A 25,660-nucleotide genomic window follows, 5' to 3' on the forward strand; every position below is an offset into this window, starting at 1 on the left:
GGGCGGCGATCAGTCGATCGGCAGCACCTCGGCCGGCAGCGCCTCGGCGGCCACCGCCGGCCGGTTCAACAGCGCCTGCAACAGCGGCTCGACCTCGAGCAGCTGGATCAGCACCCGCCCGTTGTCGGCCCGGATCAGGCGCCTGACCAGGCGCGCGTCCTCGGCAGCGCGGCCCAGCGGCAGCGGCTGGATCTGGCGCTCGGAGAATTCGGGCACGCCATGGAGCTCGTCGATCAACAGGCCCAGGGTCTGACCGGCATGGCGCACGATGATGACCTGGCTGCTGTTGTGGATGGCCGAGGCCTGGCCGTGCAGCAGCCGGCCCAGGTCGAACACCCAGACGAACTGGCTGGCCAGCGCCTCGCCATGCGGCAGCAGCATGCCGATGCGGCAGGGGTGGCCGCCAACCGACATCGGCGTCAGCTCGGAGGCCGGCAGCGCCTCCAGCACATGGCTGGCGTCGAGCGCCAGCAGGCTGTCGCCAGCAAAGAAGGTGGCGTATTCGCGCCCGCCTTCGGTCGCGGCTTCGGTGAGCGCACCGGACAGCGCCGGGTGCAGCGCGTTGCTGCGTTCACGCACCTCGCCCAGCGGCGTGAACACCAGCGCCAGCACTTCCTCGGCGTAGCCGTCGCTGACCTTGAACTCGCGGTAGCCCTGGCCGGCCGAACAGCCCAGGATCGCGTAATGGCCGTCATGGACCACGATGCGCGCGACGCTGTCGCCGGTCTTGAGCGCCAGCAGATCGGCATCGATGTCGAGCCGGCTGCCGACCGGGCGCGCGGCGTCGGTGCTCGACAGGATGCGGGCCTGGCGGTCGATGTAGAAGGCGGTGACGCCGCTTTGCTGGCCCAGGCTGCCATTCAGCATGGCAGCGAGCTCGCGTTCGGCATCGAAGCAGATGCCGATGCCACCCAGCACGCGGCCGGACTGGGCCGGATCGCGGATCGCGGCGTGGTAGGTATAGCTCGGGACGCCCCCCGACAGCGGCGAGCCCTCGAACGGCGTCACATGGTAGGACTGCTCGCTGCGCAGCTGCAGCACGGCGTCCAGGGTCTCGGCATCGAGATGCTGGCCGACGACGCTGTCGCCCGGCAGGCCGGGCTGCTCGGGATGGCTGCTGGCCAGGATGCGGCCGTCGCAGTCATAGACGAACAGGCGGCTGTAGACGGTATAGAGCTGGTTGATGTAGTCCAGGATCGGCTTCATGTCCGGCACCGGCTCGCCTGGCGCAGTGGCCAGTGCGGCGCGCAGCTCCGGCGTCAGCGCCCACCAGCGGCAGTCGTTGGCGCGCTCGTAGAGGTTGCGATCCAGCAGATCGACCAGCAGATGCGCGACCGATTCGGCGTTGTGCAGGTTGGACTCGAGCACGGTTTCATAGAGATCGCTGATCGACTGCGAGAACAGCTCGTTGCTGCGCGCGCCGGTTTCGCTGATCTGCTCGAGGATGCTCTTGAGCTTGAGGTGCCCGCCATCCTGGCCAGCCGAGACCACCTGACCGTTCCAGACCACGCGCCGGATGGTTTCGGTGGCGCGCATGATCTCGTACAGCGGCGGGCTGAACGAGCTGGCATGGGACAGCAGGCCGCTGGCCAGCGCCGGCTCGAGGTCTTCGAGCGGCTGGCGGTTGCCGGCGGAAAAGGCCAGGTCGACCGGAATCATGACCTGACCCTGCCAGCCCGCCGGCCCCTGATAGCCCTGGTAGCCTTCGGCGGCCAAGGTGCGCACCAGGTATTCGCGCCCGCCATGGACGCGCAGCCGCGGCTCGCCGCTGGGGTTGACCGGCACCTGGACGCCGAGCGGAATCCAGTCCGGATCGGCGCTGGCGATGACCCGGTTGTCGGCGTCGAGCAGCAGCATGTTGGCGCGGCCTTCCGGGTCGCGATGCGAGCGGAAGATGCCTGCCAGCTCGGCCGCGAAGTCGAAGCTCAGGCAGAGCAGTCCGACGACGGCACCGGTGTCCGGATGCAGGATGCGGCGCGAATAGATCAGCGCCTGGGTCTGACCGGGCCGCAGGTCGCTGGCGCGGAAGGTCTCGACGAAGCCATCGGTCGCCAGCGTCTGCGCGACCAGCGGATCGACGCTGCCCTCGATCGGCGCGTACTCGTTGACATGGACCAGCACGTTGCCCTGGAGATCGAGCAGCACGATCTCGTCGTAGACCGTGTACTTGCTGCGGTAGGCGCACAGACGCTCGCGGATGCGCCCGGCATCGTCTTGCAGGCCGGCGACGAAGGCGCAGAGTTCGCGGTCGCGCGCCAGGAAGCCGACATCGGCGGTGCGCTCGTACAGGTTGCGCACCACGATGTCGATCACGTACTGGGCCTTGGTGCCGATCGCGTCGAGCACATTGGCCACCTTCTCGCCGACCAGGCTGGCGACCAGCTCCTGCTCGAGCCGCTTGAAGCCGGCACGCGTGGCGGCCATGGTCGGCAGGATGCTCCTGGCTTCGAGCGGACAGTTCATCTTGGCCGACGATTCGATCATGCGCCACATCAGGTGCAGCTCGTGCAGCGACTGCTCGCAGCGCACGACATCGCGCATATAGGGCAGGAAGGTGTCGATCGGGAGGGTGGAGGCGGCTGGGGTCATGGTGTCTCGCTGCATAGGTCTTGACTCAGCAAGCGACATGCCATCTTGAAGCACCATGATGGTGCATTTCTGGGGCAAGATCCGGGCACAGTAGCCGGATGCTGCGCTCAGGTCGCCGCAGGAGCCAGGTCCGGCCCGCCGAGCTGGGCCTGGCGCCAGCGGTGCGGATTCATGCCGATGCGGCGCTTGAAGAAGCGTGAAAAATAGGCCGGGTCGGCAAAACCGAGCTCCTCGGCCACATTGGCCACCGGCGCAGCGATATAGACCAGGCGGCGGCAGGCCTCGCGCGTCAGGCGCTCATGCACCAATTCGAGCGCCGAGCGCCCGCTTTCGGCGCGCGCCAGCCGGTTCAGCCGCGGCGTGCTCAGGCCCAGGCGCGAGGCATACTGCTCAAGCGACCAATGCTCGAGGAAATGCTGCTCGACCAGCAGCAGAAAGCGCGTGAACAGCGCCTGGTGCCGGTGCGCCGCCGCGCCGCCGGCCTGGCGCAGCCGGTCGCAAGCCTGGGCCAGGCGCCAGACCAGCGCGCGCGCCAGCCAAAGCGGCACCGGCGAATTGGCATTGCCGGGCAGCATGAACTCGGCCGCGAGCTCGCGCAGCAGCGCATCGAGCCGCTGCATCGGCGCCTCGCCGGCCTCGAAACGCACCACGGCCGGCCCGGCGAACAGGGCCCGGAACGCCTCGCCGACCGACTGGAACTCGCCCTCGACCAGGAAGCGCGCGCTCAGCGTCAGCACCAGGCCATCGGTGCCGGGCTCGAAACGGAAACCATGCACCACGCCGGGCGGAATCACGATCGCCGCCGGCCCGGCGACCGACTGGTGCGACTCGTCGAGCAGCACCGAGACCTGGCCCTGACGCACCCAGAGGATCTGGTACAGGCCCTGGTGCAGGTGGGCGTCGATCTCCCAGTGGTAGAGGCTGCTGCGCGACCAGACCTCCTCGATGTGCAGCATCTCCTGGCCCGGACTGGCCGCCTCGCCGTAGAGCGCGAAGCGCGGCACCTGGGCGCTGCCCGGCGCACGCCGGCTGGGTCGGGGCGGGACTGGGCCGGAACGGGACTCGATCGGATCGGCATTTTTCATCTTGGGCTCATTCTGAACGAAAAGTACTATTTTTCAGGCTGATTTTGCCTGGTACCGGCCTCGAACTGGCCTTAAAGTCATATCCATCCCAGTTTGAGGAGACAAGATGACCGCCTTCCATTTCGACCCCTATTCCCCTGCGGTGGACGCCGACCCGTTCCCGTACTACCAGCGCCTGCGCGACGAATTCCCCTGCTTCTGGAGCGAGGAAGCGCAGATGTGGATCCTGTCGCGCTACCAGGACATCGTGAGCGCCGGCCAGGACTGGCAGACCTATTCGTCGGCCAGCGGCAACCTGATGACCGAGCTGCCGGGCCGCGCCGGTTCGACCCTGGGCAGCTCGGACCCACCAAAGCACGACCGCCTGCGCGGCCTGATCCAGCACGCCTTCATGAAGCGCAACCTGCTGGCGCTGGAAGAACCGATCCGCGCCGTCGCCCAGGAAGTGTTCGGCCAGCTCAAGGGCGCGCGGGAATTCGACTTCAAGGATGTCTCGGCCCAGTTCACCGTCAAGGTGCTGATGGCGGCACTCGGCCTGCCGATGGGCGACGAGGCCATCGTCGACGAGAAGATCGTGCGCGAAAACGCCGTGCTGATGGTGCAGTCCGATGCCCGCACCCGCGCCAAGGGCCCCGAGCATATTGCCGCCTTCAACTGGATGAAGGACTACGCGTCGAAGGTGATCGCGATGCGCCGCGCCGAGCCGCGCAACGACCTGATCAGCAACTTCGCGCTGGCCGAGATCGACGGCGACCGCCTCGACGACAACGAGGTGCTGCTGACCACCACCACGCTGATCATGGCCGGCGTCGAGTCGCTCGGCGGCTTCATGATGATGTTCGCCTACAACCTCGCCACCTATGACGAGGCACGCCAGGCCGTGGTCGCGAACCCGGCGCTGCTGCCCGACGCGATCGAGGAGTCGCTGCGCTTCAACACCTCGGCCCAGCGCTTCCGCCGCCGCCTGATGAAGGATGTCGAACTGCACGGCCAGACCATGAAGGAAGGCGACTTCGTCTGCCTGGCCTACGGCTCCGGCAACCGCGACGAGCGCCAGTACCCGAACCCCGATGTCTACGACATCACGCGCAAGCCGCGTGGTCATCTGGGCTTTGGTGGCGGCGTGCACGCCTGCCTGGGCACCGCGATCGCGCGCCTGGCGGTCAAGATCGCGTTCGAGGAATTCCACCTCGTGGTGCCGCAGTACCGCCGCGTGGCCGACCAGCTGCCCTGGATGCCGTCCTCGACCTTCCGCAGCCCGCTGGTGCTGCAGCTGAGCACCGCCGCCTGATCATCCTGTAATCTGGAGCTGCCGCCGGCATGACTGGCGGCAGCCCTTTCGTTTTTCGGAGATATCCCATGACCCAGATCACCTATGTCGAGGCCAGCGGCCAATCCACCACCGTCGACCTGCCGGACGGCTGGAACCTGATGCAAGGCGCCATCGCCAACGGCGTCGAGGGCATCCTCGGCGAATGCGGCGGCTCCTGCGCCTGCGCCACCTGCCACTGCTATGTCGACGAAGCCCGCCTGGGCGACCTGCCGCCGGCCAGCGCCTCCGAGCTCGACATGCTCGAGAACGTTGCCGCCGAGCGCCGCACCAACAGCCGCCTGGCCTGCCAGCTCAAGGCCTCGCCGGCACTGGCCGGCCTGATCCTGAACCTGCCCGCGATCCAGGAATAAGCGCCATGAGCGACAGCATCCAGGCTGGCATCGTGATCATCGGCGCCGGCCAAGCCGGCGTGCAGACGGCCGAATCGCTGCGTGCCGGCGGCTATGCCGGCAGCATCACGCTGCTGGGCGACGAGCCGCATGGCCCCTACCACCGCCCGCCCCTGTCCAAGGCCTGGCTGGCCGGCGAGATGGACGGCGCCCAGCTCGTGATGCGCGCGCCCGAGATGCTGGCGCGCAAGCAGATCGAACTGCGCACCGAGGTCAAGGTGGCGTCGATCGACCGCGCCGCCCAGCAGGTGCTGCTGGCCGATGGCAGCGCCCTGCCCTACAGCGGCCTGGTGCTGGCAACCGGCTCGACCCCGCGCAGCCTGCCCTTGCCCGGTGGCAACGCCGCCGGCGTGCACGCGCTGCGCTCGCGGGAAGATGCCGATGCCATCGCGCAACGGCTGGCGCTGTGCCTGCAGCAGCAGCGGCCGGTGGTCGTGATCGGCGGCGGCTTCATCGGCCTTGAGGTCGCTGCCACCGCGCGCAAGAAAGGCCAGGACGTCACCGTGCTCGAAGCCGCGCCGCGCCTGCTCGGCCGGGTGCTGGCGCCTGCGCTGTCCGACTGGTACGCCGAGCTGCACCGCAGCCACGGCGTCAAGCTGGTGTTCGATGCGCGCATCGAGGCGCTCGAGACCGACTCCGACCACGCGGTCAGCGGCGTGCGCCTGGTCGACGGCAGCCTGCTGCCGGCCGGCCTGGTGGTGGTCGGCATCGGCGTCCATGCCAACGACGGCCTGGCACAGGCCGCCGGGCTGGAATGCGAGCGCGGCATCGTAGTCGATGCCTGCGGCCGCAGCAGCGACCCGGCCATCGTGGCGGCTGGCGACTGCACCGCGCGCCGACTGGCGGACGGCAGCCTGATCCGGCTCGAATCGGTGCAGAACGCGACCGAGCAGGGCAAGTCGGCCGCCGCTGCGCTTCTGGGCCAGGAGCGTCCGTTCACGGCCACACCCTGGTTCTGGAGCGACCAGTACGACAAGAAGCTGCAGATGGCCGGCCTGTCGGGCGGCGCCGAAGCCTGGGCCATACGCGGCAACATGGGTGGCGACATGGCCGGCGCCTCGTTCAGCATCTACCATTTCCGCGCCGGAAAACTGATCGCGGTCGACAGCGTCAACGCCGCCAAGGACCACCTGCAGGCACGCAAGCTGCTCGATGCCGGCCTCTCGCCTAGCCCTGAGCAGGCCGCCGACCTCGGCTTCGACCTGGGCAGCTTGCTCAAGTAAGGCGGCTGGGCGGCAGTACAGCCGCTCACCAGTTCTCGAAGGCAAGGTGCTGGAGGTTCAGCGTCTCCCTGTGTTGCTTCCAGCCGGGGAGAGACGCTGTTCGCTGGGTTGGTGCATCCAGAATTGACGAACGGGTCCAGGGAGGCCATGCCACGGATGGTCATGTACTGTTTACCAGCCAGCTAATGCACCCTACTTGCTACTCTTGCCCAGGCTCATCCGCTGCCAGCTTATCCAACAAGGCGGTCTTGAACCAGTAGGGCATCGAGTCGGTTTTCATCTCCAGATCGGCACCGTCAGTGATCTCTGCGACCCAGACCCGCTCTGCGGTCGAGTTGTCGAACACATACGCTCTGTCCGAGCACATCACCGCATCAGCCAAGTAGTCCAGCGAGCGGTGGTAGCGCTCGACGATTTTCTCTCTGGGGACATCATGCTTGCCCATGCTGACCCGGTGCGCGACCCGTGACACGTTGATCTCCGGGTCTTCGGTCGCCACGTAGTACAGATAAGTTCTGAACCCTTGCTCGCGTGCCTTGCAGAAGAACTCAACCTTGGCGTGCGCAGACATGACGGTTTCAAACGTGAACGAGACCTTGCGCCGCACCAGGTCGTGCCTGATGAAGTCAACCAGCACCGAGGAAAAGTAGGAGTTGACTTCAACCGCGCCAAAAACTACGCGGCCATCCTGCAATCGGATTTTTAGCGCTGCCTCCAGCAGGTCCGACTTCCTGAGCAGTGCGGAGTCTGCGAAGAAGGCATGCAGCTCATCTTCTGTGGCTTCTACGCCAAAGTCCCCCAAGGCAAGGAATCCATGGCGGCGAATGTCGGCCTCAATGTCATCTGCGTTGACGTAGATGCCCAGCCAGTCGGGGTCCAGCACTTCCTTCAAGGTACTCTTGCCCGAACCGTTCGGGCCCGCAAACATGCGCAGTCTGGGCTGTACCGCAGTCATCAGGCTGTAGCGTCCCGGCGCTTGAGCTTGAACCTTGCCCCGATCTTGACCTTCACCGGGTTGTGAATGGCACGAATCACGGTTTCGGTGCCGTCTGCATGGGTTTCAACCAACAGGCCATTCACTGCACGCAGGACCATGCCACTGCTGGTCAAAGCCTGGTAATAGGCACGTTGAAAAGCACCTTCGGCCAACCTGGGGATGCCGGCCTCCAGATTCTTCATGGACTCTTCTGTCAGTTTCATTGGGTTACCTCCACATAAATGCATGGGCTGGACGATGGCGTAGCGGCAGGCCAGGGGCTTCATACCGTTGTCCATGGTTCAGGGGTTGCACAGCGGTCCAGGATGTTTTTCACGCGGTCGAGGTCGAAGGTGGCGGGCATGTCCATCTCGCTGTTGGCCCCGCACCACTCCATTGGGACATTATCGCAGCCAGTGGGCAAAGCGAGCAGGGCATCGCTGAGGTGCCCTGAAGTAAGGACACCGCCTCCCTACAATGGCCGTTTTGAAACAAGGATGGCCATGTGGACAGGTGTCGGGTTTGCCCTCGCGGCGGGGCTGCTGTGGGGCGGAGTGTTTGTCGGGCCGCTGCTGCTGCCCGACTATCCGGCCGCCCTGCAGTCGGTCGGGCGCTACCTGGCCTTCGGCCTGATCGCGCTGCCGCTGGCCTGGCTGGACCGGGTCGAGCTGCGCCAGCTCACGCGCGCTGACTGGATCGAGGCGCTCAAGCTGTCGGCGATCGGCAACCTGCTCTACTACCTCTGCCTGGCGGCGGCCATCCAGCGCGCTGGCGGACCGCTGCCAACCATGATCATCGGCACGCTGCCGGTCGTGATCGCCATCGTGGCGAACCGGCGCAACCACCTGCGCGATGGCCGGCTGCCGTGGCGCAAGCTCGGGCCCTCGCTGCTGGCGATCGCGCTGGGCATCGCCTGCGTGAACCAGGTCGAGCTGCAGGCGCTGCGCGAATCGGGCGACATGGACCTGGACCGCTACCTGGTCGGCGTGCTGCTGGCAGTGATCGCGGTCGCCTGCTGGACCTGGTATCCGCTGCGCAACGCCGACTGGCTGCGCCATCATCCGGACCGGCCGGCACGCGCCTGGGCCACGGCGCAGGGCCTGACTACGCTGCCGCAGGCCTTGCTGGGCTACCTGGCGCTCTGGATCGCCAGCCTGGCCGGCTGGCTGGACTTCGCGATGCCGCTGGGGCCCAGGCCGTTGGATTTCGTGCTGCAGATGCTGGCGATCGGGCTGCTGGCGTCCTGGGTCGGCACGCTGTGCTGGAACGAGGCCAGCCAGCGCCTGCCCACCAACATCGCCGGGCAGCTGATCGTGTTCGAGACGCTCTCGGCGCTGGCCTATGCCTGGCTGCTGCGCGGACGCTGGCCCGACCCGCTGACGCTGACCGGCGCGGCACTGCTGATCATCGGGGTCTGGTGGGCCGTGCGCCCGACTGAGTCTCAGCCGAACAAGGCCTCGACGTCGATGGATGAGCGCTGCCCCAGCGCGGCCGAGTAGGCAGCCCACCAGGCCCTGCCCCGCTCCCGTCCCTGATCGCGCAGCTGCTCGAGAAACGGCCCGTAGGCCAGCAACTTGGTGTCGCTTTGGTGAAAGGTGGCCAGCTCTCGGGTATCGATCATGTGAAAGCGCAGTTGCTGCAGCCGCTGCTCGAGTGGCCCGATTGGCTGCAGTGGCTTGGTTGGCTCCAGGCCGGCGGGCGCGGTGGCACTGGCCTTGATGGCCTGGACCAGCATCCGCATCTCGCCCATGAAACTGGCCGTGAACGCCAGCTCCGTGCTGCGGGCCTCGATCTCGGACAGGGTGAGCGGCACGCCATGGCGCAGCAGCGGATTGAGCAGGACCAGCAGCAGGTCCTGGCTCTCGCAGTCGTAGAACAAGGGGGCCACGGGCGGGTTGGCAGTGAAGCCGCCATCCCAATAGACTTCGCCATCGATCTGGATCGGATGGTGGATCTTGGGCAGACAAGCGGATGCCAGCATCATGTCGACCGTGAGCTCATGCTCGCGAAAGATCCGCAACTTGCCGGAACTGGCCTGGGTCGCGCCGACAAACAGCTTGAACGGACTGTGCTGGCGCAGCCGCTCGAAATCCACCTGGCTGGCCAGCAGGTCGCGCAGCGGGTTCAGGTCAAAGGGGTTGAGCTGCGAAGGCGAGAAGATGCCCGACCAGCGGTACAGCATCTTGCCCAGTGGCGACAGCCCGACCCGGTCGTCTTGCTGCTGCTCCATCAGGCCCCAGGGCATCTGCTTGCCGATCTCGGTCCAGAACGACTCCAGGCTGCTCCGCGCGCCGTCACGCCCGCCCTTGCTCCAGCCGTCGGCAAACAGCACCGCGTTCATGGCGCCGGCACTGCTGCCGCTCAGGCCCTCGACCTGGAGGCTCGGCTCGTCGAGCAAGGCATCCAGCACCCCCCAGGTGAAGGCGCCATGGGCACCGCCACCCTGCAGGGCCAGGTTGAGGCGCAGCGGACCTGCCGGTGCAGGCGAAACCCGAGGCGCAGGATCTGCACCCCAGCCCAGCCCGCTGAGCCAGCGTCGAATCAAGGTCTGGTCTGGGCGCGATGTCATGGCTGATGACTCCCTCTGGTATGGGGGCCGGGTCCGTGGCCTCGGAGGCAGGGAACTCGGCTTTGAGGGATCAGCATAGTCTTTTTGTGTTGCAGTGCAACAAGAATGGTGGCGGTGGCTGCAAATGCATCGCATCGACCGTGAGCGACAGGTCAGGTCCGACTGAAGCTCAAAAGCCCGATCGTAAACTCAGCGCAGTGGTGATTCACTGACTTTTCATACGCTTAGTGCTAATCCATTAAATCTCGACAGGCTTATATAACTAAAGTGGCAAAATAATCATCAACCTTGCTAAAAGCAAGACCTGAGGGTTAAGGTGAAATTTTGATTTCTACGTGAAAAAATACATCGAGCGCTATCTAGAAAAACTATTTTTCTTACCCAGAAAGATTAAAATGGAATACCATCATCCCGGCCGAAAAACAAATTATCTCGAGCAGAAAAAACTTCCGGATATTTTATGGTTTCAAATGAAACTTGGCTTACACTACCAAACCCGTATTTACCCACCAAGGAATAAACAAAGTCCCTATCAATATTTATATAATAAGACAAATGGCCTTTTAATTTTTCAAGCTGCTTCTCAGTTAGCAACCCTTGAGACGCCTTGTGCAACGTTGCTCTTATCAACCTCTTCTTATCTCTCCCAATAGAAATAACACCCTCATTTGATAAAACAATACCAACCAAGCTACGCTTATTCTTTTTCGATACATTCACCGTCTTCCCTTCATTGAGAAAAAGGTTTAAGTATTTTTTTTCATCTAAAATGGAAGCAATAAAATTTTTAACCTCATCAAGCTTTCTAGGAATTGAGCATGACAACGCAAGATCATCTGCGTATCTTGTATAAGTAACAGACTCATTTTTACAAAAGTTTTCGAGAGTTTCATCAAAATCCCTCATAATAAAATTTGAAATAGGCGGAGAACTTGGAGCACCTATAGAGAGTTTAAAAGAGCCCCTCAAAGAGATGGGCTCACTATCATAACGACAAAGAATAAAATTCATTATCTTTATTTCATCATCACTAAATTTACCCGTCTCTTTAAAACAATGGGAAATTGTAAACCAATCAATACTAGGAAAGAAATCTTTGAAATCCAACTTCAACAAATAAGAATTTTTTGCATGCGGCGCTGCATGATCTTTAATTGATTTCCCCTTGCGATAAGCAACAGCCACAGCACTAGGAGCAATTACCTCATCAATTATGGAAAGCAATGACCTCTGCAAGCCTTTCAATTCTCTTGTAGGCTGAGATATCAATCGTCTCCCTCTACCGTTTCTTTTCTCAATAAAGTGATTCTTATAACGCTGCGGAGCAGTTGATATTAAAGTTTTTAACTCGCCAGAACTAAAAGGACTTTGATTTAACAGCGTTAGAAATAAATTATTATTATCGAATTCGGCCATGGACCTGCTCCAAAATAGAATTTTTTCGAGGATTATTCTTTATCTCCTCCATTCGCATGGTCTTTATTCTAGCTCGATCAAATCCAGGCCTACCTTTTTTTGCCTGGTAATTAACCCAATCCCCATGACCCCTTCTATTAAAGGTATAAAATTTCTCTGCTCCCCGCTCCTTTATCGTAATAAGATTAAAGAAATTAAGCAAGGACATGTATTTTCTTAGCTGCACCTGATCTATTTTTATTCCAAAAATTTTTACGATATCAAGCAACTCACTATCTTTTGAGACAAGCAATATATTTACAAGATCAGCAATCAATAAGATAACATGGCTAGGGTTTTGGTGACTAACGACCTCACCCTTATCCAAAGACTCATCCCAGTCATTTATATGGTCAATAATAGAGTCATAATCCACCTCATCCATTTTCTCTTTAGGCTTTGTTCCTATTACACAGACTTGACCATTTAAATTTTTAATTCTAGTAATTGGACCAAGCCAAAGATAGCTGATGTTTCTATGATATTCCTCATGCAACACAAGAAAAACACGCTCAGCCAAACCCTCATCAATTGCCAAAGCACCAATTTCCGCCAAGGAACCCTCAGACTCCAAGAAAACAATAACACCCCTCGCTATAAAGCACGCGTCTCTTTCAAACTCATGAAGATCATCGTACCCAGATAAGGCATACCAATCTTGAAAGTTTTCGGGATATGTAATGCCTTTCGCCCATTTATATGGCGGAAACTGGTCATCAACTTTTGCCAAAAAAAAATCCCGCAAAGATGCGGGATTAGTTAAGCGCTCCTCTTTAACTTCACGACGAGGCCCACCAAAAACCCATAATGTTTGTGGACGACCTATAATTCTGCAAGAACCAGGATTAACATCTTCCAACAACATATGGATTGCTGTTAATGACATATTCAACTTCAATTACCTTTAATTAGGCACGGAATACGTGGCTGGCTCGCCAGCCACGTATTCCGTGCCGATGATGCCATCCACTACAGCTCAGTCCTGCGAAACGCCGGACATTGATAGTCTTAAAACTACCATTCGCGTAATTGAATTTTCATTCTACAACAGAAAGTTTCTTGTGTCTAGCGTTCGACCTGACTAATCTAGGAAATCGAGCCATGTAGCTTGAAAAGCAAGACGCACATTCGTGGCCGAGATGGATACTGAGAGCATGCTTGCCACCCCCTGTACTAATTCGCCGTGTAGTCCGACCATAGGTCGTCAGCACCATACCAAAAGCCTTCTGGATCAGGTCTGACCCTCACGCTCCGCAAACGCAGCCTTGCCCAGCCTTCTGATACAGCAGCCTGTTCTGGCGACTGCACTCACCCCGCCACTCCCCTACCAGCAAACGCCAGCCTGCAACCAGGCCCCTCCCCGGGGCCCGCCCTTTTCAGGCCACCTCGAAGTTCTCGGTATCGACCTCGCTGGTGCCCAGGCTGTTGTAGCGCGCGCCCGCCACATTGCCCTGGTGGATACAGGCGTCGAGCCGGCTCATCTGGTCGGCGCTCAAGCGCACGTCCATCGCGCCCAGGTCGTCCATCAGGTGCTCGACACTGGTGGTGCCGGGAATCGGCAGGATGTTGTCGTCCTTGTGCAGCAGCCAGGCCAGCGCGAGCTGGGCCATGCTGCAGCCCACTTCATCGGCGATCGCGCGGTAGGGAGCCAGCAGCTGCAGGTTGGCCGCGTAGTTGCCCGGCGTGAAGCGCGGCATGGCGCGGCGGATGTCCTTCTCGTGCAGGGTGGTGACATCGGTCAGGTCGCCGCACAGGAAGCCGCGCGCGACCGGGCTGAAGGCGACGAAGCTGACACCGAGCTCGCGGCAGGCGTCGAGCACCGCGATCTCGGGATTGCGGGTCCAGAGCGAATACTCGGTCTGCAGCGCGCTAATCGGGTGCACCGCATGCGCCTTCCTGAGCGTATCGGCCGAAACCTCGGACAGGCCGATGGCGCGGATCTTGCCCGCGCGCACCAGATCGCTCAACGCGCCCACGCTGTCCTCGATCGGCACCGTTTTGTCCCAGCGGTGCAGGTAGTAAAGATCGATCACGTCGGTGTTGAGCCGCTTGAGCGCTTCCTCGCAGGTAGCCTGGATGGTTTCGGGGCGGCCGTCGATCACGCGCACCTTCTGGCCGTCGCCCTTGAGGTCGACGCCGGTCATGCCGCATTTGCTCGCCAGCGTGAAGCGGCTGCGGTGCTGGGCCAGCACGCGGCCGACCAGGCTCTCGTTGGCGCCGAAGCCGTACAGCGCGGCGGTGTCGAAATGGGTCACGCCGGCGTCGAGCGCGGCCAGCAGCACGCGCTCGCCCTGCTCGGCCGAGACCGGCGCGCCATAGGCGTGGCTGAGGTTCATGCAGCCCAGGCCGATGGCGGAAACCGGGAACGGGCCGAGCTGGCGTTGCGGATAGGTCGTTGTCATGGCAGATTGAAAAATGAAGCTTGAAAGGGGAAGTTCGGCGGCAGGCGCAAAAGGAGACTCAGCGGGCAATCAGCGGTAGAACAGGTAGCCAACCAGGATCGCGCCGACCAGCCCGACCGCATCGGCAAACAGGCCGCAGGCCAGCGCCTGGCGGGTCTTGCGGATGTTGACGCTGCCGAAATAGACCGCCAGCACATAGAAGGTGGTCTCGGTCGAGCCCTGGATGATGGCGGCCAGCTGGCCCTGGAACGAATCGACGCCGTAGGTCTTCATGACGTCGACCATCAGCGCGCGCGCACCGCTGCCCGACAGCGTCTTCATGAGTCCGACCGGCAGCGCCGGCACGAAGTCGGTATCGAGCCCGACCCAGCGCACCACCGCCTCGATCGCGCCAAGCAGATAGCCCATGCAGCCCGTGCTGCGAAACACCGAGATCGCCGCCAGCATCGCGACCAGATAGGGAATGATCTGCAGCGCGACGCCAAAGCCCTCCTTGGCGCCCTCGACGAAGCTGTCATAGCAATCGATGCGGCGCCAGGCCCCGACCGCGACGAACAGCGTGATCAGGCTGAAGATGACCCCGCTGCCGAGCAGGCCCACGGTCTGCGCCAGCTGATCCGGCGGCAAGCCGCGCAAGGCCGCGTAAAGCGCCACCATCAGGCCAACGAAGCCAGCCAGGAAAACCAGCACCGGCGCGCGCAGCAAGTTGATGCGCTGCACCCAGGCCACGGCAAACAGGCCGGCACAGAACGAGATGAAGGTGGCGATCAGCGTCGGCAGGAAGATGTCGGCGCCATTGAAGCCGGCCAGGCCCTGCTCGGCCGCCAGGCTCTGGCGGATCGCGATCACCGAGGTCGGGATCAGCGTGATGCCGGCGGTGTTGAGCACCAGGAACATCACCATCGGATCGCTGGCGACCTCCTTTTGCGGGTTGATGTCCTGCAGCTCGCGCATGGCCTTCAGACCCAGCGGCGTGGCGGCATTGTCGAGCCCGAGCAGGTTGGCGCTGAAGTTCATCACGATGCTGCCACCGGCCGGATGCCCTTTCGGTATGCCCGGGAAGACGCAGCGAAAGAACGGCGCCAGCGCGCGCGCGAACAGGTCGATCACGCCGGCACGCTCGCCGATCTTCATGATGCCGAGCCACAGGCACATGATGCCGACCAGACCGATCGAGACCTCGAAGCCGGTCTTGGCGCTGTCGAACAGGCCGCTCAACACACGCGCGAAGATGGCCGTGTCGCCCTGGAGCCACTGCGCCAGCGCGGCCACGAAGCCGATCAGGATGAAGGCGACCCAGACGAAGTTCAGCATCCGGGCAATGATGCCAGCAAAAATGCCCTCGGACGCCTGCCTGCTGTGCAAGCATCGCCCGACGCGCCAGCAGCTACGACCACACGCTCAGACACAAAATGTGGCTCTCAGGCCAGACCGCGCCAGATACGGACAATGTCGAGACTTGCACTACCTTCTGCCGACGCAAAAAATTTGGGGTTGACCGTCCAGAGCCTGCCTTTTCTCACCCTGATATCTACCGGAACAATCACACCACATTCCTCCAAAATGGCCGCAAGCCGACTGGTGTCTGGGGGGTTGCCATTGACAGATTTAGCGTAAGCCCATCCCAAGCCCATCGGGGCGCACCCATTTGGAACATCGGTTGCGCTATTGCTCAAGGGAAACTGCTTGTCGCCAAGGTTTTTACAAAGAAAATCGAGGGTAGCCTTGATGTCGGCAAAAGAAAAATAAGTCCCGTCCTTGACCTGGATCCCACTTTCCGTGATTCGGTAAAAGAACTGCTTGCTTTGTGCAATCGTGAAACACTCGACCCAGCCGCCGTCAGAACTGCTAACTTCCTTTTGTTGCACTTCAACCACCCTGGGCTCCGGTTCAGCAGCTGATGCCGGGCGCGTCAGATCGTAGCCGATCATGAAAAGCGCGGCTTCGAGCGCACGTAGGCCATGGCCCAGCTGCTTGGAAGCCATGAACAAGCTGTTTTCAGCATTCGGATGTTCAAGAACTGCCTCCAGCAACCAGCTGGCCTTGAGGTTCCACTGGGCATGATCGCTGCTGCGCCGTATCTGTGGAAATTGCAGGGTATTCGTGGATGGATTACGCCGATTGGCCGACGGGTGCGTTGCCGACTGCCTCGCGGGCGCCCACGGAAAGGCCAACTCAGCAGGCAACTGGGTGATCGAGTGGGCTTGGCAAAACCTGGTCACCGCCCAACCCAATGCCGCGGCAACCCGGCTGTCATAGATGACGAAGTTTTGGCAAATCAGCGAGTAAACCTTCGACATCCCGGCGTTGAAGCGCAACTTCGCGCTGCTCAGCACGGAGCCCTGGGTATCGCCGGCGTTCAAGGCGTCACGGGTATGGATCAGCAACTGGACCAGACCATGCCGGTTGGCATCCAACCAACGCACGTTTCCAGGTCTGACGCCGCCCCAATCCATGACATCGATGGCGGCATTGCAGGCCGCGACATCCGTGGCCCTGGGGCCGAGTGCGTGACACAAAGCCTGTCGCAGTTCGGCCAACCTGGCGTTGTTCTGATCAAAAGACTGACTACCCCATGCGTACTGCTTGAACGCGTCATGCAGGCTATCGCAAGACCACTCGGTTCCAGTCGCCCGCTGGCGGTAGCTGTGAGCAAAAGTTTGGGTATCGAGGTGCTGGCTCAGCCACCCGACAAAGTTTTGCACGCATTCTTTTTCAAGATAATCTTCTTTTGTCAAAGTACTTACCTTCGCCAGGGCATTGCCGATGCGGCAGACTTAATATTGAAAATTTAAATGTAATATTGAATATGTTTTAGCGCAAGAAAATATTTTAGAAGTCGGGAGCGTCGGCGTTACCACTATGCCGCCACTGACTTCGTGCTCTGAAACGCATCAAGGCGCACAGGTGCTGCGCGGGAACGCAGCGAGCCTGGCGCCTTGGTCACGGCGATTGCGCGCGCCCGTTCATGCGGGCAAGCGCGATCGAAGCAGGATCAGCCGTTGAGCTGCTGCTCCAGGTCGTGCAGCACCTGGTAGCAGGGCAGCACGCTCTGCACGCTCGAGTTCGGCTGGCGGCCTTCGCGGATCGCGGCGAAGAACTCGCGGTCCTGCAGCTCGATGCCGTTCATCGACACGGCCACCTTCGAGACGTCGATCTGCTCTTCCTTGCCGGTGAACAGGTCGTCGTAGCGCGCGATGTAGGTCGCGCTGTCGCCGATGTAGCGGAAGTAGGTGCCGAGCGGGCCGTCGTTGTTGAACGACAGGCTCAGGGTGCAGATCGCGCCGTTGGCGGCCTGCAGCTGGATGCTCATGTCCATCGCGATGCCCAGCACCGGGTGGATCGGGCCCTGAATGGCGTTGGCCTTCACGATCGGGCTGTTGGCCTGGTAGGCGAACAGGTCGACGGTGTGCGCGGCATGGTGCCACAGCAGGTGGTCGGTCCAGCTGCGGGCCTGGCCCAGCGCGTTGGTGTTGGTGCGGCGGAAGAAGTAGGTCTGCACATCCATCTGCTGGATGTTGAACTCGCCGGCCTGCACCTTGTTGTGCACATACTGGTGGCTGGGGTTGAAGCGGCGGGTATGGCCGACCATGGCCACCTTGCCAGTTTCGTTGGCCAGGCGGGCGACTTCCTGGCCGGCCTTGAGCTCGTCGCACAGCGGGATCTCGACTTGCACATGCTTGCCGGCCTTCAGGCAGGCGATCGACTGCGAGGCGTGCATCTGGGTCGGGGTGCACAGGATAACGGCGTCGAGTTCCTGGATCTTCAGGGCCTCGTCGAGATCGGTCGTGACATGCTTGATGCCGTACTTGTCGGCCACTTCCTGGGTCTTGGCCAGGTCACGGCCAATGACGGAAATCACTTCCACGTCAGGAATGTTCTTGATGCCGTCCAGGTGCTTGATGCCGAATGCGCCAGCACCGGCGAGCGCGACTTTGATGGTCATTTGTTAACTCCTTAGCTATTTTCCAGGATCACGTGGCCGACGGCGGTGTTCGACGCCGGCACATGGTAGAAGCGGTGCGCCAGCTTCGGCGCCGGGCCGCCCGCGACGTCGGCCATCGCGCCACGCGCGATCAGCCACATCACGAGCTCGATGCCCTCGGAGCCGGCCTCGCGCACATAGTCGATATGCGGCGTGGCGGCGGCTGCCTCCGGGTCATTGATCAGCTGGTCGAGCCAGGCGTTGTCCCAGTCACGGTTGATCAGGCCGGCGCGTGCGCCCTGCAGCTGGTGGCTCATGCCGCCGGTGCCCCAGATCTGCACGTTCAGGTCCTGGTCGAAGGACTCGACCGCCTTGCGGATCGCCTTGCCCAGGTTGTAGCAGCGCTGGCCGCTGGGCACCGGGTACTGCACCACGTTGACCGCGAACGGGATCACCGGGCAGGGCCAGGCTTCGGGCTGGCCGCACATCAAGGAGAGCGGCACGGTCAGGCCATGGTCGACTTCCATCTTGTTGACGATGGTCAGGTCGAAGTCCTGCTGGATCACGCTTTGCGCGATGTGCGAAGCCAGCTCGGGGTGACCGATGACTTTGGGCACCGGGCGCGGGCCCCAGCCTTCGTCGGCCGGCTGGTATTCGGCGGCAGTGCCGATCGCGAAGGTCGGGATCAGGTCCAGGCTGAAGGCGGTCGCGTGGTCGTTGTAGACCAGGAAGATCACGTCGGGCTTGTTGTCCTTCATCCACTGCTTGGAGAAGTCGTAGCCCGCGAACAGCGGCTTCCAGTAGTCCTCCTGGGTCTTGCCCAGGTCGATCGCGGCGCCGATGGCCGGCACATGCGAGGTATAGACGGATGCGGTGATGCGTGCCATGTCGTTCAGCCTTTCTTTCCTGCCGAGCCTTGCGGCTGATGCTGGGGCTGGGCGTCGCCGTCCTCGCCCAGGTAGCGGTTGCCCTCGGCGCTACGGCCGCCGTTCAACATCATGTTGCGGTACTCTTCCTCGGTCATGCCGGTCATCGAGCCGGCCATCTGCTGGAAGCTCTTGCCGTCGGTCGCGCCGATCTTGGCCAGGAAGTAGATGTTGCCGCCGGTGCGCATGCACCAGTTGAGGTCGCGTGCCAGCACGGCCTGTTTCTGCTCTTCGGTCATCGCCCACTCGTCGAGGTAGGCGCGCTCATCAGCCTTGAAGCGCTCGCGGTTCTCTGCCTTCATCAGCGACATGCAGAACTGGTTGAGCCAGTAGCCCTTGCGGCTTTGCTCGGCATCGAAAATGATGGTGCCGGGCACGTCCTTGTACGGTTTGTCGAGTGCCATGTCAGACCTCCTCAGGCCAATAAAGCTTCATCGGGTTGTCGACCAGCAGCTTTTGCTGCAGTTCGGCGGTGGTCGCGATCTGCGGGATGAAGTCGACCAGCAGGCCGTCGTCGGGCATGTGATCCTTCAGGTTCGGGTGCGGCCAGTCGGTGCCCCAGAGCACGCGGTCCGGGAATTCCTCGACCACGCGGCGCGCGAACGGCACTACGTCGACGTAGGCACCTTGCTCGCCGTTCAGGGCCTTGGGGCCGGTGACCGACAGGCGTTCCGGGCAGGAGACCTTGCTCCAGACGTTCGGGTGCTGGCGCATGAACTTGAGGAACAGCTCGAACTCGGGACCGTCAATCGGCTTGGAGACATCCGGGCGGCCCATGTGGTCGACCACCACGGTGGTCGGCAGCGCAGTGAAGAAGTCCCACAGCTCGGGCAGATCCACCGCCTCGAAGTAGATCACCACATGCCAGCCGAGCTTGGCGATGCGGCCGGCGATTTCCAGCAGCTCATCCTTGGGCGTGAAGTCGACCAGGCGCTTGACGAAGTTGAAGCGCACGCCGCGCACGCCGGCATCATGCAGCGCCTGCAGTTCCTCGTCGCTGATGCTGCGCTTGACGGTCGCGACGCCGCGTGCCTTGCCGCCGCTGGAGAGGCAGGCGTCGACCATGGCGCGGTTGTCGGCGCCGTGGCAGGTGGCCTGCACCACCACGTTGCGGGCAAAGCCCAGGTGGTCGCGCAGCGCGTAGAGCTCTTGCTTGGTCGCATCGCAGGGGGTGTACTTGCGCTCGGGGGCGTAGGGGAACTCGGCGCCCGGGCCGAACACATGGCAATGCGCGTCGACCGCGCCGGCCGGCAGCTGGAATTTGGGCTTGGCCGGACCGGTATACCAGTCGAGCCAGCCAGCGGTCTTGGTGAAATCACCAGAGGTGGGTTTGGACATCAGAACAGTCTTTCAATCTTGCAGGAGCGATGTTGCTGGAGCGGTGACGGGGTGGCTGGACTGGGCGATTTCTGGCCGAAGGACAGTATGAGCCCAGGCCAGCTACCCCGGCGCCGCGACCAAGCGGCGCGATCCAGCACCAAGGTCAGTCGATGTACTTCAGACCAGCGGCGGCCAGCGGCTCGCGCATCTTGTACATGTCCAGACCCAGCACGCCGGCGGCCAGCTTCTGGCGCTTCTCGCCTTCGTTGGCTTCGCGCGCCAGTGCGACCTTGAGCGTCTGCTCGGCCAGCGCGGCGGGCACGCAGACCACGCCGTCGTCATCGGCCACAATCACGTCGCCCGGATTGACCAGCATGCCGGCGCAGACCACCGGGATGTTGACCGAGCCCAGGGTCGCCTTGATCGTGCCCTTGGCGCTGATACCCTTGCTCCAGACCGGGAAGTTCATGCGCGTCAGTTCCTTGACATCGCGCACGCCGGCATCGATGACCAGGGCGCGGGCGCCACGGGCCTGGAAGCTGGTTGCCAGCAGGTCGCCGAAGAAACCATCGCAGTTGTCGGCGCTGATCGCGGCGACGACGATGTCGCCAGGCTGGATCTGCTCGGCCGCGACATGCATCATCCAGTTGTCGCCGGGGTGCAGCAGCACGGTCACTGCGGTGCCCGAGACCTGGGCGCCGGCAAAGATCGGGCGCATGTAGGGCTTCATCAGGCCGACACGGCCCATGGCCTCGTGCACGGTGGCCGAGCCCAGGGCGGCCAGGGCGTCGGCGGTAGCGCGGTCGGCGCGCTGGATGTTGCGGTAAACGACTCCGAGTTCGTACATATCAGTTCCTTGTTCAGTTGGGGACAGAACTAAAGGTCTGTCCCGCAAAGAGACTTAAACGGTTGGGGACAAGACTAAAAGTCTGTCCCGCAAGAAGATTTTTAAAGGCCCTTGGCCTTGAGTGCTTTATCCATGCGCGGGAACACGCGGCGCGCGTTGCCTTCGAACACCTTGTAGCGCTGCTCTTCGCTCAGGTTCGGGGTGGCGGCGACATAGCGCTTGGTGTCGTCGTAGTAGTGACCGGTCTCGGGGTCGATGCCGCGCACGGCGCCGATCATCTCGGAGGCGAACAGGATGTTGTCGACCGGAATCACCTTGGTCAGCAGGTCGATGCCCGGCTGGTGATAGACGCAGGTATCGAAGAAGATGTTGTTGAGCAGGTGATCCTGCAGCAGCGGCTTCTTCATCTCCTGGGCCAGACCGCGGAAACGGCCCCAGTGGTAGGGCACTGCGCCGCCGCCATGCGGGATCAGGAACTTCAGCGTCGGGAAATCCTTAAACAGGTCACCCTGCAGGCATTGCATGAAGGCGGTGGTGTCGGCGTTCAGATAATGCGCGCCGGTGGTGTGGAAACAGCTGTTGCAGCTGGTGCTGACGTGGATCATCGCCGGCAGGTCGTACTCGACCATCTTCTCGTAGATCGGGTACCAGTGGCGGTCGGTCAGCGGCGGGCTGGTCCAGTGACCGCCCGACGGGTCCGGGTTCAGGTTCAGGCCGACGAAGCCGTATTCCTTGACGCATTTCTCGAGTTCGGCGATGCAGGTCTTGGGATCGACGCCGGGCGACTGCGGCAGCATGGCCGCGCCGATGAAGTTGTCCGGGAACAGTTCGCTGACGCGGAAGCACAGTTCGTTGCAGATCGCGGCCCAGGTCGAGCTGGTCTCGAAGTCACCGATGTGGTGCGCCATGAAGCTCGCGCGCGGGCTGAACACGGTTAGGTCGCTGCCACGCTCCTTCATGAGCTTGAGCTGGTTGGTCTCGATCGACTCGCGCAGCTCGTCGTCGCTGATCTTCAGGCTCTTGGGATCGGGCTGCTTGCTCGGGTCCTTCAGCGCGGCGATCTGCAGGTCACGCCAGGCGCCCAGCGCGGCCGGCGCCGTGGTGTAGTGACCGTGTACGTCGATGATCAGCGGCTTCTTGCTCATGGGGTTGAACTCCTCTTTCGGGGTGGATGTTGGCTGGCGAAATTGTGCGCGCGCACTGCCTGAGTCACAAGCCGCTGGCACGCTAGCTGCTAGCAAATTTTTGCATACCTTGGACAACGATATATAAAATCCTCAGATGGATCTCAAGCAACTCGAATACTTCGTGCGGGTCGCGGAACTCGGCAGCTTCACCCGGGCCGCGCACACCCTGAACATCGCCCAGCCCGCGCTGAGCCGGCAGGTGCGCCTGCTCGAAGTCGAGCTGCGGCAGAACCTGCTGCTGCGCAACGGCCGCGGCGCCACGCCGACCGAGGCCGGTCAGCTGCTGCTCGACCACGCGCGCGGCATCCTGCACCAGGTCGAGCGCGCGCGCGAGGACCTCGGGCGGGTGCGCGGCGCGCTGGCCGGCCATGTCGCGATCGGCCTGCCGCCGACGCTGGCGCGCTTGCTGGCGGTGCCGCTGACACGCGCGTTCCGGCTCGAGCTGCCGGAGGCCAGGCTCTCGATCCGCGAGGGGCTGTCGACCAGCATGCAGGAAAGCCTGATCCAGGGCCGACTCGACCTGGCCCTGCTCTACGATGCCGCGCCGCTGCCCGAGCTCGAGATCCTGCCGCTGTTCGAGGAGGAACTGCTGCTGGTGCAGGCCCGGCCGGCCGGCCTGCTGGAAGACCCGCCGCCGCCGCCGATCACGCTGCGCGAGCTGGCCGAGCTGCCGCTGGTGATCCCGAGCCGGCCCAACGCGATCCGCATGCATGTCGAACGCGAGCTGGCCGGCCTGGGCCTGCGGCCGACGATCACGCTCGAGATCGACGGCGTGCCGGCCATCCTCGATCTGGTGGCCGAAGGCATGGGTTATGCCCTGCTGCCGCGCAATGCGGTCTCGAACACGATACGGCCCTCGGCCTACCAGATGCGTGCCATCAGCGATCCGCCGCTGCGGCCGCGGGTCGCGCTGGCCTGCAGCGCGCAACGCCCGGCCACGCTGACCCAGCAAGCCGCCGCCCGGCTGCTGCGCGAGCTGTGCGCCCGGGTGCTAGGCCAGCCAGCCCAGCTGCCTGAGCCACCAAAGCAGGCCGCTGAGCGTGAAAAAGGAAGCCGCCGTAGTAGCCAGTAGCGCGGCGGCGCTGATGCCCTCGTGGCCGTGGCGCTGCGACAGGATGGTGTAGATGCCCATGATCGGCATGGCGCTGGTCAGCAGCACGGCGGTGCGCAGCTGCGGATCGGCCACCGGCACCCCCCAGGTCAGCACCGCCAGCATGATCAGCGGATGCAGCACCAGCTTGCCCAGCGTGATCTGCAACACCGGCAAGCCCATGCCGCGCAGCGACTGACCGGCCAGACTGCCGCCGATCACGAACAGCGACAGCGCGCCGCTGGCTTGGGCGAACAGATTGACGGTGCGCCCGATCAGCGGCGGCGGCGTCCATCCCGCCAACGAGGCCAGCAGGCCGGCGACGATCGCGATGATCATCGGATTGCGCGCCAGACCCTTGAGCGTCCTGAGCACGACGCGCCAGGCCTGGCCCTTGTCGCCCTCAAGGTCGGCGAAGGCCAGCAGCAGCGGGATCAGCAGCAGGTTCTCGACCATCATGTTGAGCGCCAGCCCGACGCCAGCGACCGACGAACCCAGCGTCAACAGCGCGACCGGATAGCCGACAAAGCCGCTGTTGGGGCAGGCCATTCCCATCGCGAACATGCTCGCGTAGCTGAAGGAGCGACGCGCTAACCAGCGGTTGGCCAGCAGGCCCAGCCCGATGACCAGCACACCGGCCAGCGCATAGGCCGCCATGTAGGACGGATTGAGGATCTCGCCCAGGCTGCGTGAGGCCAGCGAGTTGAACAGCAGCGCCGGCAGCGCCAGGTTGATCACGAACTTGCCGAACAGGCGCATGTCCGCCTTGGCGAACAGGCCCAGCCGGGTGCAGGCGTAACCGATCAGCACGGCCAGATAGATCGGCCCGGTGATGGACAGGATGGAAAGCATGGCGCTGATGCTAACCCAGCGCAGGCCCCGCCCAGCCAGCCCGGGGCCGGGCCAGCTCTGGCGCGCGCGGATCGCTCCGGCGGCAGCAAACGGGGCGGCCAACTGACATCGGCTGTTGCGGCAATTAGGGTAAACCTAGGGTTAACGATAGTTGATGACGCAACCAAGCGCGCATAAAGTTGCGTTCGCAACGGATTTACCCCCGATCGTTCCACTTGCCGGAGTTTTCATGAAGAACATCTACCCTCCCCTCGCGTCCCTGTCGGTCGCCATCGCACTGGCATTCGGTGCTTCTGCTGCGCAGGCACAGCAGGTCACGATCAAGTTCTCGCATTTCCTGGCGTCGAACTCCAACTTCCACAAGGGCGTCGCCGAACCGTGGTGTGCCGCGATCGAGAAGGACTCGGGCGGCAAGATGAAGTGCCAGCTCTATCCGGCACTGCAGCTCGGCGGCACCCCGCCGCAGCTGGCCGACCAGGTCAAGAACGGCGTCGCCGACGTGGTCTGGACCTCGCCGAGCTACTCGACCGGCCGCTTCCCGCGCACCGAGGCGCTCGAGCTGCCGTTCTCGCTGCCCCCGGGCGGCGTGACCGGTGCCCGCGCGATGTGGGATTACACCCAGAAGCACGGCCTGGAAGACTACAAGGACTTCAAGCTGCTGGCCATCTTCAGCGGCACCAACGTCGTCATCAGCACCGCCAGCAAGCCGGTCATGTCGGCCGATGACCTCAAGGGCCTGAAGCTGCGCAGCCCGTCGCGCTTCACCTCGCTGTTCCTGAGCTCGCTCGGCGGCACCCCGGTCAACATGCCGGTCGCAGCCGTGACCGAAGGCATCTCCAAGGGCGTGATCGACGGCGCGATGGCCCCGTGGGAGATCCTGCCGGCGGTCAAGATCGACGAGGTCACCAAGTACCACATCGAAGGACCGGCCAACCTGGCGGGCTTCTCGCAGACGCCGTTCACCGTGCTGATGAACAAGCGCAAGTACGAGAGCCTGACACCCGAGCTCAAGGCCGTGATCGACAAGAACAGCGGTCTGGCTCTGTCCGAGCTGGCCGGCAAGGTCTGGGACAAGGGCAATGACGAGGCGCGCAAGAAGCTGGCCGCCCAGGGCAACAAGGTGCTGGTGATCAAGGATGCCGAGTACAAGGCGATGGTCAAGGCCTCGGCCGGCGTCGAAACCGACTGGATCAAGCAGGCGACGGCCAAGAACCTCGACGGCGCCAAGCTGGCGGCTGAAGTCCACAGCATCGGCAACAAGTACCTCGGCAAGTGAGGCTGGCGCGGGGCCCTGGCCCCGCGTGATTGCCGGCCCGACCTGCAACCTGGGGTCGGGCCCTTTTCTTGTGGCGCGACAGGATGTCGCGCTGCTTTCAAAATCCTTATCGGTTCACTCCCATGGCAGAACTCATTCCTGACGACCTGGACGCGCCAGCGCCCAGGCGCACCGGCCTGGCCGGCCTGCTCGACACCGTGATCATCTGGTGAGTAC

The 25,660-nt window shown here is 62.7% G+C and carries 23 protein-coding genes and 1 pseudogene; 6 read left to right on the forward strand and 18 right to left on the reverse strand.

Annotated features, from left to right (window positions below; all coding sequences use genetic code 11):
- Positions 1-9: 9 nt before the first annotated feature.
- Positions 10-2,589 (reverse strand): chemotaxis protein CheW, encoded by a 2,580-nt coding sequence (locus C6P61_RS07910; RefSeq protein ID WP_105729410.1) that lies wholly within the window; start codon positions 2,587-2,589, stop codon positions 10-12.
- A 107-nt stretch (positions 2,590-2,696) separates the two neighbouring features.
- Complete coding sequence (locus tag C6P61_RS07915; protein ID WP_105729384.1) at positions 2,697-3,674, reverse strand: helix-turn-helix domain-containing protein; 978 nt, start codon at positions 3,672-3,674, stop codon at positions 2,697-2,699.
- Between the two features lie 106 nt (positions 3,675-3,780).
- On the opposite strand from C6P61_RS07915, the gene C6P61_RS07920 reads away from it, so the two are divergent.
- From C6P61_RS07920 to C6P61_RS07930, 3 genes are all read left to right on the forward strand, one after another.
- Positions 3,781-4,965: a cytochrome P450 gene (locus tag C6P61_RS07920; RefSeq protein WP_105729385.1), complete on the forward strand. Its 1,185-nt coding sequence runs from the start codon at positions 3,781-3,783 to the stop codon at positions 4,963-4,965.
- A gap of 68 nt (positions 4,966-5,033) precedes the next feature.
- The gene (locus C6P61_RS07925) at positions 5,034-5,357 is read left to right on the forward strand and encodes a 2Fe-2S iron-sulfur cluster-binding protein (RefSeq protein ID WP_105729386.1); all 324 of its coding nucleotides are present in this window, start codon (positions 5,034-5,036) and stop codon (positions 5,355-5,357) included.
- A gap of 5 nt (positions 5,358-5,362) precedes the next feature.
- Complete coding sequence (locus C6P61_RS07930; protein WP_105729387.1) at positions 5,363-6,619, forward strand: NAD(P)/FAD-dependent oxidoreductase; 1,257 nt, start codon at positions 5,363-5,365, stop codon at positions 6,617-6,619.
- A gap of 199 nt (positions 6,620-6,818) precedes the next feature.
- Here C6P61_RS07930 and C6P61_RS07935 read toward each other — a convergent pair whose 3' ends face one another.
- The 3 genes and pseudogenes from C6P61_RS07935 to C6P61_RS18345 all read right to left on the reverse strand — a co-directional run.
- Positions 6,819-7,574, reverse strand: a complete 756-nt coding sequence (locus tag C6P61_RS07935) for an ATPase (RefSeq protein WP_105729388.1) — start codon at positions 7,572-7,574, stop codon at positions 6,819-6,821.
- The gene (locus C6P61_RS07940; RefSeq protein WP_244908841.1) at positions 7,574-7,882 is read right to left on the reverse strand and encodes a hypothetical protein; all 309 of its coding nucleotides are present in this window, start codon (positions 7,880-7,882) and stop codon (positions 7,574-7,576) included. The genes C6P61_RS07935 and C6P61_RS07940 overlap by 1 nt, the downstream gene beginning before the upstream one ends.
- A pseudogene (locus tag C6P61_RS18345) lies at positions 7,879-8,031 on the reverse strand (HipA family kinase); the annotation flags it as partial. The pseudogene C6P61_RS18345 and the gene C6P61_RS07940, both read right to left, overlap by 4 nt.
- Before the next feature lie 67 nt (positions 8,032-8,098).
- Between C6P61_RS18345 and C6P61_RS07945 the strand changes: the two are divergent.
- Entirely contained in the window at positions 8,099-9,094 is a 996-nt protein-coding gene (locus C6P61_RS07945; RefSeq protein ID WP_105729412.1) for a DMT family transporter, read from the forward strand.
- On the opposite strand, the gene C6P61_RS07950 is transcribed toward C6P61_RS07945, so the two are convergent.
- The 12 genes from C6P61_RS07950 to C6P61_RS08000 all read right to left on the reverse strand — a co-directional run bounded on the left by C6P61_RS07950 (position 9,037) and on the right by C6P61_RS08000 (position 22,169).
- Entirely contained in the window at positions 9,037-10,164 is a 1,128-nt protein-coding gene (locus C6P61_RS07950; protein WP_105729389.1) for a patatin-like phospholipase family protein, read from the reverse strand. The genes C6P61_RS07945 and C6P61_RS07950 overlap by 58 nt on opposite strands.
- Positions 10,165-10,554: 390 nt before the next feature.
- Positions 10,555-11,580, reverse strand: coding sequence for a retron St85 family RNA-directed DNA polymerase (locus C6P61_RS07955; protein ID WP_105729390.1), 1,026 nt, complete (start codon positions 11,578-11,580; stop codon positions 10,555-10,557).
- The gene (locus tag C6P61_RS17645; RefSeq protein WP_146114997.1) at positions 11,564-12,484 is read right to left on the reverse strand and encodes a retron St85 family effector protein; all 921 of its coding nucleotides are present in this window, start codon (positions 12,482-12,484) and stop codon (positions 11,564-11,566) included. The genes C6P61_RS07955 and C6P61_RS17645 overlap by 17 nt, the downstream gene beginning before the upstream one ends.
- A gap of 511 nt (positions 12,485-12,995) precedes the next feature.
- Positions 12,996-14,021, reverse strand: a complete 1,026-nt coding sequence (locus tag C6P61_RS07960; protein WP_105729391.1) for an aldo/keto reductase — start codon at positions 14,019-14,021, stop codon at positions 12,996-12,998.
- Between the two features lie 69 nt (positions 14,022-14,090).
- Positions 14,091-15,335: a nucleoside recognition domain-containing protein gene (locus tag C6P61_RS07965; protein WP_105729392.1), complete on the reverse strand. Its 1,245-nt coding sequence runs from the start codon at positions 15,333-15,335 to the stop codon at positions 14,091-14,093.
- 107 nt (positions 15,336-15,442) lie between these two features.
- Complete coding sequence (locus C6P61_RS18050; protein WP_211296944.1) at positions 15,443-16,759, reverse strand: hypothetical protein; 1,317 nt, start codon at positions 16,757-16,759, stop codon at positions 15,443-15,445.
- 257 nt (positions 16,760-17,016) lie between these two features.
- Positions 17,017-17,967: a Gfo/Idh/MocA family oxidoreductase gene (locus tag C6P61_RS07975; protein WP_105729393.1), complete on the reverse strand. Its 951-nt coding sequence runs from the start codon at positions 17,965-17,967 to the stop codon at positions 17,017-17,019.
- Positions 17,968-17,978: 11 nt separating this feature from the next.
- Entirely contained in the window at positions 17,979-18,833 is an 855-nt protein-coding gene (locus C6P61_RS07980; protein ID WP_105729394.1) for a class III extradiol dioxygenase subunit beta, read from the reverse strand.
- Between the two features lie 5 nt (positions 18,834-18,838).
- Complete coding sequence (gene ligA / locus C6P61_RS07985; protein ID WP_105729395.1) at positions 18,839-19,276, reverse strand: protocatechuate 4,5-dioxygenase subunit alpha; 438 nt, start codon at positions 19,274-19,276, stop codon at positions 18,839-18,841.
- A gap of 1 nt (position 19,277) precedes the next feature.
- On the reverse strand, positions 19,278-20,210 hold the full coding sequence (locus tag C6P61_RS07990) for an amidohydrolase family protein (RefSeq protein WP_105729396.1): 933 nt from the start codon (positions 20,208-20,210) through the stop codon (positions 19,278-19,280).
- Positions 20,211-20,355: 145 nt separating this feature from the next.
- Positions 20,356-21,039, reverse strand: coding sequence for a 4-carboxy-4-hydroxy-2-oxoadipate aldolase/oxaloacetate decarboxylase (ligK, locus tag C6P61_RS07995; protein ID WP_105729397.1), 684 nt, complete (start codon positions 21,037-21,039; stop codon positions 20,356-20,358).
- A gap of 101 nt (positions 21,040-21,140) precedes the next feature.
- Entirely contained in the window at positions 21,141-22,169 is a 1,029-nt protein-coding gene (locus tag C6P61_RS08000; RefSeq protein ID WP_105729413.1) for an amidohydrolase family protein, read from the reverse strand.
- A 151-nt stretch (positions 22,170-22,320) separates the two neighbouring features.
- Between C6P61_RS08000 and C6P61_RS08005 the strand changes: the two genes are divergently transcribed.
- Complete coding sequence (locus tag C6P61_RS08005; RefSeq protein ID WP_105729398.1) at positions 22,321-23,298, forward strand: LysR substrate-binding domain-containing protein; 978 nt, start codon at positions 22,321-22,323, stop codon at positions 23,296-23,298.
- Here the strand turns inward: C6P61_RS08005 and C6P61_RS08010 are convergent.
- A complete protein-coding gene (locus tag C6P61_RS08010) occupies positions 23,218-24,168 on the reverse strand; it encodes an AEC family transporter (protein ID WP_105729399.1) in 951 nt (316 codons plus the stop codon). The genes C6P61_RS08005 and C6P61_RS08010 overlap by 81 nt on opposite strands.
- A gap of 229 nt (positions 24,169-24,397) precedes the next feature.
- On the opposite strand from C6P61_RS08010, the gene C6P61_RS08015 reads away from it, so the two are divergent.
- Positions 24,398-25,444: a TRAP transporter substrate-binding protein gene (locus C6P61_RS08015; protein ID WP_105729400.1), complete on the forward strand. Its 1,047-nt coding sequence runs from the start codon at positions 24,398-24,400 to the stop codon at positions 25,442-25,444.
- The last annotated feature ends 216 nt before the right edge of the window (positions 25,445-25,660 follow it).

The sequence above is a fragment of the Malikia spinosa genome (assembly GCF_002980625.1).
Taxonomy (GTDB): Bacteria; Pseudomonadota; Gammaproteobacteria; order Burkholderiales; family Burkholderiaceae_C; genus Malikia; species Malikia spinosa.

Excerpts from the sequence above, each read along its gene's own strand:
- C6P61_RS07910 (WP_105729410.1), bottom strand. The coding sequence starts at position 2,589 with ATGACCCCAGCCGCCTCCACCCTCCCGATCGACACCTTCCTGCCCTAT.
- C6P61_RS07915 (WP_105729384.1), bottom strand. The coding sequence starts at position 3,674 with ATGAAAAATGCCGATCCGATCGAGTCCCGTTCCGGCCCAGTCCCGCCC.
- C6P61_RS07920 (WP_105729385.1), top strand. The coding sequence starts at position 3,781 with ATGACCGCCTTCCATTTCGACCCCTATTCCCCTGCGGTGGACGCCGAC.
- C6P61_RS07925 (WP_105729386.1), top strand. The coding sequence starts at position 5,034 with ATGACCCAGATCACCTATGTCGAGGCCAGCGGCCAATCCACCACCGTC.
- C6P61_RS07930 (WP_105729387.1), top strand. The coding sequence starts at position 5,363 with ATGAGCGACAGCATCCAGGCTGGCATCGTGATCATCGGCGCCGGCCAA.
- C6P61_RS07935 (WP_105729388.1), bottom strand. The coding sequence starts at position 7,574 with ATGACTGCGGTACAGCCCAGACTGCGCATGTTTGCGGGCCCGAACGGT.
- C6P61_RS07940 (WP_244908841.1), bottom strand. The coding sequence starts at position 7,882 with ATGAAGCCCCTGGCCTGCCGCTACGCCATCGTCCAGCCCATGCATTTA.
- C6P61_RS07945 (WP_105729412.1), top strand. The coding sequence starts at position 8,099 with ATGTGGACAGGTGTCGGGTTTGCCCTCGCGGCGGGGCTGCTGTGGGGC.
- C6P61_RS07950 (WP_105729389.1), bottom strand. The coding sequence starts at position 10,164 with ATGACATCGCGCCCAGACCAGACCTTGATTCGACGCTGGCTCAGCGGG.
- C6P61_RS07955 (WP_105729390.1), bottom strand. The coding sequence starts at position 11,580 with ATGGCCGAATTCGATAATAATAATTTATTTCTAACGCTGTTAAATCAA.
- C6P61_RS17645 (WP_146114997.1), bottom strand. The coding sequence starts at position 12,484 with ATGTTGTTGGAAGATGTTAATCCTGGTTCTTGCAGAATTATAGGTCGT.
- C6P61_RS07960 (WP_105729391.1), bottom strand. The coding sequence starts at position 14,021 with ATGACAACGACCTATCCGCAACGCCAGCTCGGCCCGTTCCCGGTTTCC.
- C6P61_RS07965 (WP_105729392.1), bottom strand. The coding sequence starts at position 15,335 with ATGCTGAACTTCGTCTGGGTCGCCTTCATCCTGATCGGCTTCGTGGCC.
- C6P61_RS07975 (WP_105729393.1), bottom strand. The coding sequence starts at position 17,967 with ATGACCATCAAAGTCGCGCTCGCCGGTGCTGGCGCATTCGGCATCAAG.
- C6P61_RS07980 (WP_105729394.1), bottom strand. The coding sequence starts at position 18,833 with ATGGCACGCATCACCGCATCCGTCTATACCTCGCATGTGCCGGCCATC.
- ligA (WP_105729395.1), bottom strand. The coding sequence starts at position 19,276 with ATGGCACTCGACAAACCGTACAAGGACGTGCCCGGCACCATCATTTTC.
- C6P61_RS07990 (WP_105729396.1), bottom strand. The coding sequence starts at position 20,210 with ATGTCCAAACCCACCTCTGGTGATTTCACCAAGACCGCTGGCTGGCTC.
- ligK (WP_105729397.1), bottom strand. The coding sequence starts at position 21,039 with ATGTACGAACTCGGAGTCGTTTACCGCAACATCCAGCGCGCCGACCGC.
- C6P61_RS08005 (WP_105729398.1), top strand. The coding sequence starts at position 22,321 with ATGGATCTCAAGCAACTCGAATACTTCGTGCGGGTCGCGGAACTCGGC.
- C6P61_RS08010 (WP_105729399.1), bottom strand. The coding sequence starts at position 24,168 with ATGCTTTCCATCCTGTCCATCACCGGGCCGATCTATCTGGCCGTGCTG.
- C6P61_RS08015 (WP_105729400.1), top strand. The coding sequence starts at position 24,398 with ATGAAGAACATCTACCCTCCCCTCGCGTCCCTGTCGGTCGCCATCGCA.